The sequence below is a fragment of the Bathymodiolus heckerae thiotrophic gill symbiont genome (assembly GCF_900180345.1).
Lineage (GTDB): Bacteria > Pseudomonadota > Gammaproteobacteria > PS1 > Pseudothioglobaceae > Thiodubiliella.
On the sequence record NZ_FXLV01000062.1, the window covers coordinates 1 to 7380 of the forward strand.

A 7380-nucleotide genomic window follows, 5' to 3' on the forward strand; every position below is an offset into this window, starting at 1 on the left:
GGAAAAAGAGCGGATTAGAAGAATTGAAAAAATACAAAGTAAGCGCTTATAACTCTTTAACTGTATTGAGACCTTTGCATAAATAGGGATGATTAGCAAAATTCAATTTTTGCCAGATTGGTGATTTTCTTAAACCTTGTCCTAGCAGGGCTAAGGCTGGGTTTAAAAAATCGCCAAGCGGGTGAAAAGTGGATTTTTGATGATTATTCATATTTATGCAAAGGTCTCTATATGTAAGTCTTTTTTTTTGTGTTTAAAAATGTTTGCAAACAGGTGTAATTTGCTGATAAAAAATCATTAGAAATAACGCTAATATTTTTACTATTGAATCGCTCTCCAACTACTCCAGTGCCTGAAAAAATATCACAGAATGACTTCACTTCTCCACATTTTTGACTTACTATATCTTCAATAAAGCCGAGTAATTTGTGTTTGTTGCCTAAATATCAGCGATTTTGTAGTTGAAAATAACCATTTTTTGATTTATCTTGTTGAAAATAATGCTTATTAACTTTGTGTATAGCGTTCTTATAATCAGGTTTTTCAATTTCCAACAAGTCAAACAACCCCATTTGAAAGCCATCAGCAACATAATCAAGGTTATTATCATATTTTAATGTTTGATAAAAACTATCGTGTCCATTTTTAGCAATAATGACAAAATCTAATAATGCGATACCCATTATTTTCCCTGCTTTGCTAATTTTTTTAGCAATTTTTTCATCTTGTTTGCTCGGACTTGGGTCACCACTAGGGTGATTGTGAACAAGAATTATATTGGCAGCTTTATTTTCTAAAGCACTAGAAAAAATTTCTCTTGGATGAATTAAACTTTTGTCTAATAAGCCAATACTCAGAGTTTCTTTTTTAATTAGTGCATTGCGACTATCAAGGTGTAGGCAAATTAAATGTTCTTTTTTCTTATCTCTAATATCAAAAGCAAGTGTCAGCACATTTTGTATATTGTTGATTATTAAATCAGTGCTATTTTGTTCTTGGTAAAAACGCTTTATTAAAGTAATTGCACTATAAACTTGTAAGGCTTTAGCTTGTCCAATGCCTTTAACGGTTAATAAATCATCAATAGTGATATTGAGAAAATCCTTATTAAATTTGGTGATAATAGTTTTGGCTAGGGTTTGGACATTGATACCTTTAATGCCGCTACCAAGTAAGATGGCTAGAAGGTCTGTTTTAGATAAGGCATTAGCACCTTTTTTGAGTAATTTCTCTCTAGGGCGGTCAATTTTAGGAATGTCTTTTATTTTTGGCACGGGTTTAAAGTTACTTTTTCTTTGGCGGGAGTAGGTCGGTGATGGTGCCTTCTGCCATTTCTACCGCAAAGGCGGTGGTTTCGCTGAGGGTTGGGTGGGCGTGGATGGTGAGGGCGATGTCGGACATATCGCAGCCCATTTCGATGGCGAGGGTGGGTTCGGCGATGAGTTCGCCGGCGTTGGTACCACAGATGCCCATGCCGAGAATGCGGTGGGTTTTTTTGTCAAATAAGGCTTTTGATACGCCTTCAGATCTGCCAATACTGAGGCTTCTGCCTGAGGCCGCCCAAGGAAATACGCCTTTTTCGTAATCAGTACCTTCGGCTTTAAGTTGTTTTTCGGTTTTGCCTGTCCAAGCGACTTCTGGGTCGGTGTAGGCGACAGATGGGATGGTGAGTGCGTCAAAGCCTGATTTGTATCCGCAGATGACTTCAGCGGCGACTTTTGCTTCATGCACTGCTTTGTGGGCGAGCATTGGCTGGCCCACAATATCGCCGATGGCGTAGATGTTTTGGACATTGGTTTTCATTTGTTTGTCAACGGGGATAAAGCCCCAATCGTTGATTTTAATGCCTGCTTTTTCGCCATCAATGAGTTTGCCATTAGGGGTGCGGCCAACGGCGACTAGCACTTTGTCAAAGGTGTCAAATTCTGGGGCATTTTTACCTTCAAAACCGACTTTAATGCCGTCGTTTTTTGCCGTCATACTAGCAACTTTGGTGTTTAAAAAGATGTTGGCGTATTGTTTTTTAATACGTCTGAAGAGTGGATTAACAATGTCTTTATCGGCGCTGGCAATAAGTTGGTCTGACAGCTCAACCACGGTGATTTCGCTACCGAGTGCGTCATATACCGTTGCCATTTCTAGACCGATAATGCCGCCGCCGACCACCAATAAGCGTTTTGGTATATTTTCTATTTCCAGTGCATCGGTGGAGTCCATAACGCGTGGGTCGTCAAAAGGAAAAGTGGGGATTTTGCTCACACGAGATCCAGCAGCAATAATGCAGTGTTCAAACTCGATGATTTCATCGCTACCGTCAATGGCGATTTGATTGCTGGAGATAAATTTGGCATAGCCTGTTATGACATTGACTTTTCTGGCTTTGGCAAGCGCCTTGATGCCGCTGGTTAATTTGGTAACAATGTTTTGCTTGTTGCCTCTAACACCGTCAATATTAATATTAGGCGTATTAAATGAAATGCCGAGGTGTGAGGCTTCTGCTGCTTCGTTGATGATTTGTGCAGTATGGAGTAGTGCTTTGGAAGGGATACAGCCGACATTTAGACACACGCCGCCTAGAGCATCGTAGCGTTCAATTAGGGTAACTTGTTTGCCTAAATCTGCTGCACGAAAGGCGGCTGTATAGCCACCAGGACCCGAGCCAATAACGACTACTTGTGTTTTAATCATAATTTTCCTCGCTTAATATTGTATTCAAATCTGCCATAAAACGCCCGCCTTGTGCGCCGTCAATCACTCGATGGTCGTAGGACAATGCGAGGGGCAGTGTTAGTTTCGGGGTGAATTTTTCACCATCCCAAACAGGCTTGGTGTGTGAACGAGATACGCCGAGAATGGCGACTTCGGGGGCGTTGACAATGGGGGTGAACTGAGTGCCACCGATGCCACCGAGGCTAGAAATGGTGAAGCCTGCGCCTTGCATATCACTGGGCTTGAGTTTGCCGTCACGGGCTTTGGCAGAGGTTTGCGCTAATTCTGTTGCTAGCTCGGTCAATGATTTTTGTTCAACAGCACGAATAACTGGCACCACCAAACCGTTTGGCGTATCCATGGCAATGCCTAGATTGAAGTATTTTTTAATAATTAGGTTTTCGCCAGATTCGTCAAGTGAGGCATTAAAACGAGGATGGTTTTTTAACGCTTGAATCACGCCTTTCATGATAAACACTAGCGGCGTGAGCTTAACGCCTTTGGCTTTTTGTGCTTGTCGATAGACTTCCATTTGCTCAATATTGACTTCGTCAAACTGGGTTACATGAGGGATATTTAGCCAGCAGGCGGTTAAATGTTTACCTGATAGTTTGTTAATTCTGGACAGTGCTAATATTTCGGTATCGCCAAATTTGGAAAAATCAATTACAGGCACTTTGGGTAAAGCACTGCCCATAGCACCTGAGGTGATGATTTGCTTCACATAACCTTTTAAGTCGACATCTAGTATTCTGCCTTTTTGCCCTGTGCCAGATACATTGGACAAATCAACGCCTAATTCTCTAGCTAATTTACGAATAGAGGGTGAGGCGTGAGAGCTGCCTTTTGGGGTTGTTGAAATGGCTTGATTGAGTGTAGGTGGTTTTGGTGCGACTTTGGCGGGCGTGGGCGTTGTTGAGGGGCTTTTTGTTTCAACTGCGGCAGGGGGGGGAGGTGTTTTTTCTGCGTTGGTGCTTTCGATGTTGAGGATTAAATCACCTAATTTAATTTTATCGCCTAGTGCGACTTTAATGTCAATAATCTTGCCTGCAACTGGCGTGGGGATTTCCATTGAGGCTTTGTCACTTTCTAGAGTGATGATGCTATCATCTACTGATAATTCATCGCCTGCATTGACGAGGACTTCAATTACTTCAACCTCATCAAAATCGCCAATGTCTGGCACTACCACAGGTACGATTTGTGGCTCAGTATGAGTTACTTCTACTGGGTTATCGTTGGTTTCAGTGTTATCGTCTTCGCCTTTAATAGATAAAATGATGTCGCCTTGTTTGATTTTATCGCCCAGCGCTACATTTATTGCGCTGATAATGCCTGAAAAGGGAGTGGGGATTTCCATTGAAGCTTTGTCGCTTTCGAGCGTGACAATACTATCTTCGGCGTTTATTGTATCGCCAACCGAGACTAAAATCTCAATCACTTCAACTTCATCAAAATCGCCAATATCAGGCAAGGGAATGTTTCTAATTTCAGACATAGGTAAATATTGCAATTTTAAAGTGGGTAATTATCGCATAAATCTTGAAAATTAACGGATAATGTTCGCCTATGTCAAATGCACTCACAATCAAAGCACTCAGTAAAATTTACGCCAATGATTTTCATGCCTTAAAAGGGATTGATTTATCAATAAAAGAGGGCGATTTCTTTGCACTATTAGGCAGTAATGGTGCAGGAAAAACTACGATAATTGGCATTATTTGTGGGTTATTGGAAAAGACCGCAGGTAATATTAGCGTGTTGGGCTTGAATCAAGACAGCAGTGCTTATGAGGTGAAGCGCTTGATTGGATTAATGCCACAGGAGTTTAATTTTAATCCATTTGAGCCGATTGAAGAAATCTTAATCAACCAAGCGGGTTATCACGGCATTACCCGAACACACGCTAAAGCGTATGCTGAAATTTTATTAAAACGCGTGGAACTTTGGGATAAGCGTCTTGATGTGGCTAAATCGTTATCGGGTGGCATGAAAAGACGCTTAATGTTGGCAAGAGCGCTTATCCACAAGCCTAAAATTTTAATTTTAGATGAGCCTAGTGCGGGGGTTGATATTGAAATTCGTCGTTCAATGTGGGCGTTTTTAAGAGAGTTAAATAAAGAAGGGGTGACTATTATTCTCACCACACATTATTTGGAAGAGGCTGAGTCTTTGTGCCGTAATATTGCCATTGTGGATAATGGAGAGGTGATTGAACAGACCAGTATGAAGCGATTACTTTCTAAAGTTTCGCAACAAACTTTGATTTTAGAAAGTGGTAAAAAACTACCTAAAATCCCTGTTAAATTAGAATTTTCAGTTACACAATTGAATGATTATTCATTAGAAATGGTGTTGGAATCAGGCACAAGCATTACTCAAGCATTGCAAACCCTTGGTGAGCACGGTATTAGTATTGACCATATTAGGAGCGCACAAAATCGCTTGGAAACTTTATTTTTAAACCTAACTTCAGGCAAATAATTATGTGGATTCAGTATAAAACCATTGTTATTAGAGAAATTTTACGGTTTTCTAGAATTTGGGTACAAACCCTTTTTCCGCCGATTACCACCACCTTGCTTTATCTGCTTATCTTTGGTGGCTTGATGGGCGAACGCATTGGCAATATGCAGGGCGTAGATTACCTGCATTTTATTATCCCTGGCATCATATTAATGACAGTGATTCAAAATTCTTATGCCAATACAGTCGCCTCGTTTTTCCTAGCAAAGTTTAATCACAGCATTGAAGAACTACTGGTTTCCCCGGTTTCTTATTGGGTGATTTTATTGGGTTATGTTTCTGGTGGCGTGGCTCGTGGCTTAACAGTGGGATTGGGTGTGCTTATTGCGGTTTCTTTTTTTGTAGATTTGCAAATTTATAGCGTGTTTATTATTTTTATTATCTTTTTATTAACTGCTGTGTTGTTTTCTCTGGCAGGGTTTATTAACGCAATATTCGCCCAATCATTCGATGATATTTCTATTGTCCCCACTTTTATATTGATGCCGATGATTTATTTGGGTGGTATGTTTTACAGTATTGAAATTCTGCCAGAGTTTTGGCAGAATTTAAGCAAATTTAATCCTATTTACTATATGGTTGATGGGTTTAGAATGGGGTTTTTAGGCAGTTCTACCACGGGTATTGTTGAGTCAATAATGGTTTTATTGGCGATGATTGTTCTATTAAGTTTATTGGCTCTCTATTTGCTTAAAAGAGGCATTAATATCAAGACTTAATTACTAAAAAAGCCTTGCTTGATTATAAATCAAGCAAGGCTTTTTTTAAAGCACTATTTAAGAATAATTATTTTAGATTTTCCTTCTTCTTTGCTTTTTTTATTCTTTTTTTAGAAAAAAGCTTGATTTTTTTATCATTGGTTTTCTTAATTTTCTTAGTTAGTTCTTTGTGTTGTAACTCAAGCGATTTTTTCAGTTTTTCTATTTTCTCAACTGCTTTTTGTGCTTTTTTAGTTGCAATTAACGCCTCGATTTCTGCTTTTTTAGCAATGCGTATGGCGGCTTTTAGTTGTTTTTTGATGTTTGACATTAGATGTCCTCCTTGCGTTTATATAAATCATTTACATTGCCAATAATTTTTGAATCAGGTGCAAAAACTATCTTGGTGTCTTTGTTGGCGTAATCTAAATTATAAAGAAAATGCCTAATACAATTAATTCTTGCGCGTTTTTTGTCATCTGACTTTACAGCAATCCAAGGGGAATCAGCGGTATTGGTGTAAAAAAACATATTTTTTCTGGCTTGAGTGTATTCCTCCCATTTGGTTAATGATTGCAAATCTATCTCACTTAATTTCCATCTTTTTAAGGGGTCATTTTTGCGCAGGTGAAAGCGTCTTAGTTGCTCTTGACGACTGACAGAAAACCAATATTTAGAAAGTATAAAGCCATCGTTAACTAGCATCCGCTCTAATAGAGGCGCTTGGCGCATAAATTCAAGATATTCTGAGTTTTTACAAAAACCCATTACCCGCTCTACCCCAGCTCTGTTATACCAAGAGCGGTCGAATAATGCCATTTCTCCATTGGTGGGAAAATGTTTAATATAGCGTTGAAAATACCATTGCCCCAATTCTGAATTTGATGGCTTTTCCAAGGCAACAACACGCGCAGATCGTGGATTAAGATGCTCCATAAAGCGTTTAATTGTTCCACCCTTGCCAGCTGCATCACGACCTTCAAACAATAAAATAATTTTTTTATTGTGACTCTTAATCCAGTCTTGTGCTTTTAATAATTCTGTTTGCAATAAGTATTTTTCATTTTCGTATTCTTCAACACTCATCTTTTTGGCATAAGGATAATCTCCTGCCATTTTTGACAAACTTAACAGCACATTGCCAGACATAACCTTACTTTTGTGCATTACATATTTTTTGTTTTGTAATTTTTTGATTCTGCTTTTAGCGTCTTTTTTGCTGGATTTTTTTTTGATTGGCATAATATTAGTTTGTCGTGTTTAAATTAAATAGCTAAGTATAAGTGTATTATTATATTGTATATTTATAATAAATACAATGAGACCTTTGCATAAATCAACCAAAACCACACCAATCCAGTAAAATAACAACCATCTAAAATCAATCAAAAAAATAACAATGTCTTGGAAACAAACAACTCAACATTCATTCGCAGACTCTCTTGTT

At 38.7% G+C, this 7380-nt stretch carries 8 protein-coding genes and 1 pseudogene; 2 read left to right on the plus strand and 7 right to left on the minus strand.

Annotation, left to right across the window (positions count from 1 at the left end; genetic code table 11):
* Positions 1 to 46 precede the first annotated feature (46 nt).
* From CRYPD_RS08165 to CRYPD_RS06970, 5 genes and pseudogenes are all read right to left on the minus strand, one after another.
* Entirely contained in the window at positions 47 to 211 is a 165-nt protein-coding gene (locus tag CRYPD_RS08165; protein ID WP_171004388.1) for a hypothetical protein, read from the minus strand.
* Between the two features lie 16 nt (positions 212 to 227).
* Positions 228 to 434: pseudogene (locus CRYPD_RS08490) on the minus strand (DNA adenine methylase); the annotation flags it as partial.
* Between the two features lie 12 nt (positions 435 to 446).
* The gene (gene radC, locus CRYPD_RS06960) at positions 447 to 1274 is read right to left on the minus strand and encodes a RadC family protein (protein ID WP_138146864.1); all 828 of its coding nucleotides are present in this window, start codon (positions 1272 to 1274) and stop codon (positions 447 to 449) included.
* Positions 1275 to 1284: 10 nt separating this feature from the next.
* Entirely contained in the window at positions 1285 to 2688 is a 1404-nt protein-coding gene (gene lpdA, locus CRYPD_RS06965; RefSeq protein WP_138146865.1) for a dihydrolipoyl dehydrogenase, read from the minus strand.
* Positions 2681 to 4207: a dihydrolipoyllysine-residue acetyltransferase gene (locus CRYPD_RS06970; RefSeq protein WP_138146866.1), complete on the minus strand. Its 1527-nt coding sequence runs from the start codon at positions 4205 to 4207 to the stop codon at positions 2681 to 2683. Before CRYPD_RS06970 ends, lpdA begins: the two co-directional genes overlap by 8 nt.
* A gap of 71 nt (positions 4208 to 4278) precedes the next feature.
* Here CRYPD_RS06970 and CRYPD_RS06975 point away from each other — a divergent pair, with 71 nt between their 5' ends.
* Both CRYPD_RS06975 and CRYPD_RS06980 read left to right on the plus strand, forming a co-directional pair.
* Positions 4279 to 5193, plus strand: coding sequence for an ABC transporter ATP-binding protein (locus CRYPD_RS06975; RefSeq protein ID WP_138146867.1), 915 nt, complete (start codon positions 4279 to 4281; stop codon positions 5191 to 5193).
* Between the two features lie 2 nt (positions 5194 to 5195).
* The gene (locus CRYPD_RS06980; RefSeq protein WP_138146868.1) at positions 5196 to 5954 is read left to right on the plus strand and encodes an ABC transporter permease; all 759 of its coding nucleotides are present in this window, start codon (positions 5196 to 5198) and stop codon (positions 5952 to 5954) included.
* 67 nt (positions 5955 to 6021) lie between these two features.
* On the opposite strand, the gene CRYPD_RS06985 is transcribed toward CRYPD_RS06980, so the two are convergent.
* Positions 6022 to 6264 (minus strand): hypothetical protein, encoded by a 243-nt coding sequence (locus tag CRYPD_RS06985; protein WP_138146869.1) that lies wholly within the window; start codon positions 6262 to 6264, stop codon positions 6022 to 6024.
* On the minus strand, positions 6264 to 7175 hold the full coding sequence (gene ppk2 / locus CRYPD_RS06990) for a polyphosphate kinase 2 (protein ID WP_138146870.1): 912 nt from the start codon (positions 7173 to 7175) through the stop codon (positions 6264 to 6266). The genes CRYPD_RS06985 and ppk2 overlap by 1 nt, the downstream gene beginning before the upstream one ends.
* Between the last annotated feature and the right edge of the window lie 205 nt (positions 7176 to 7380).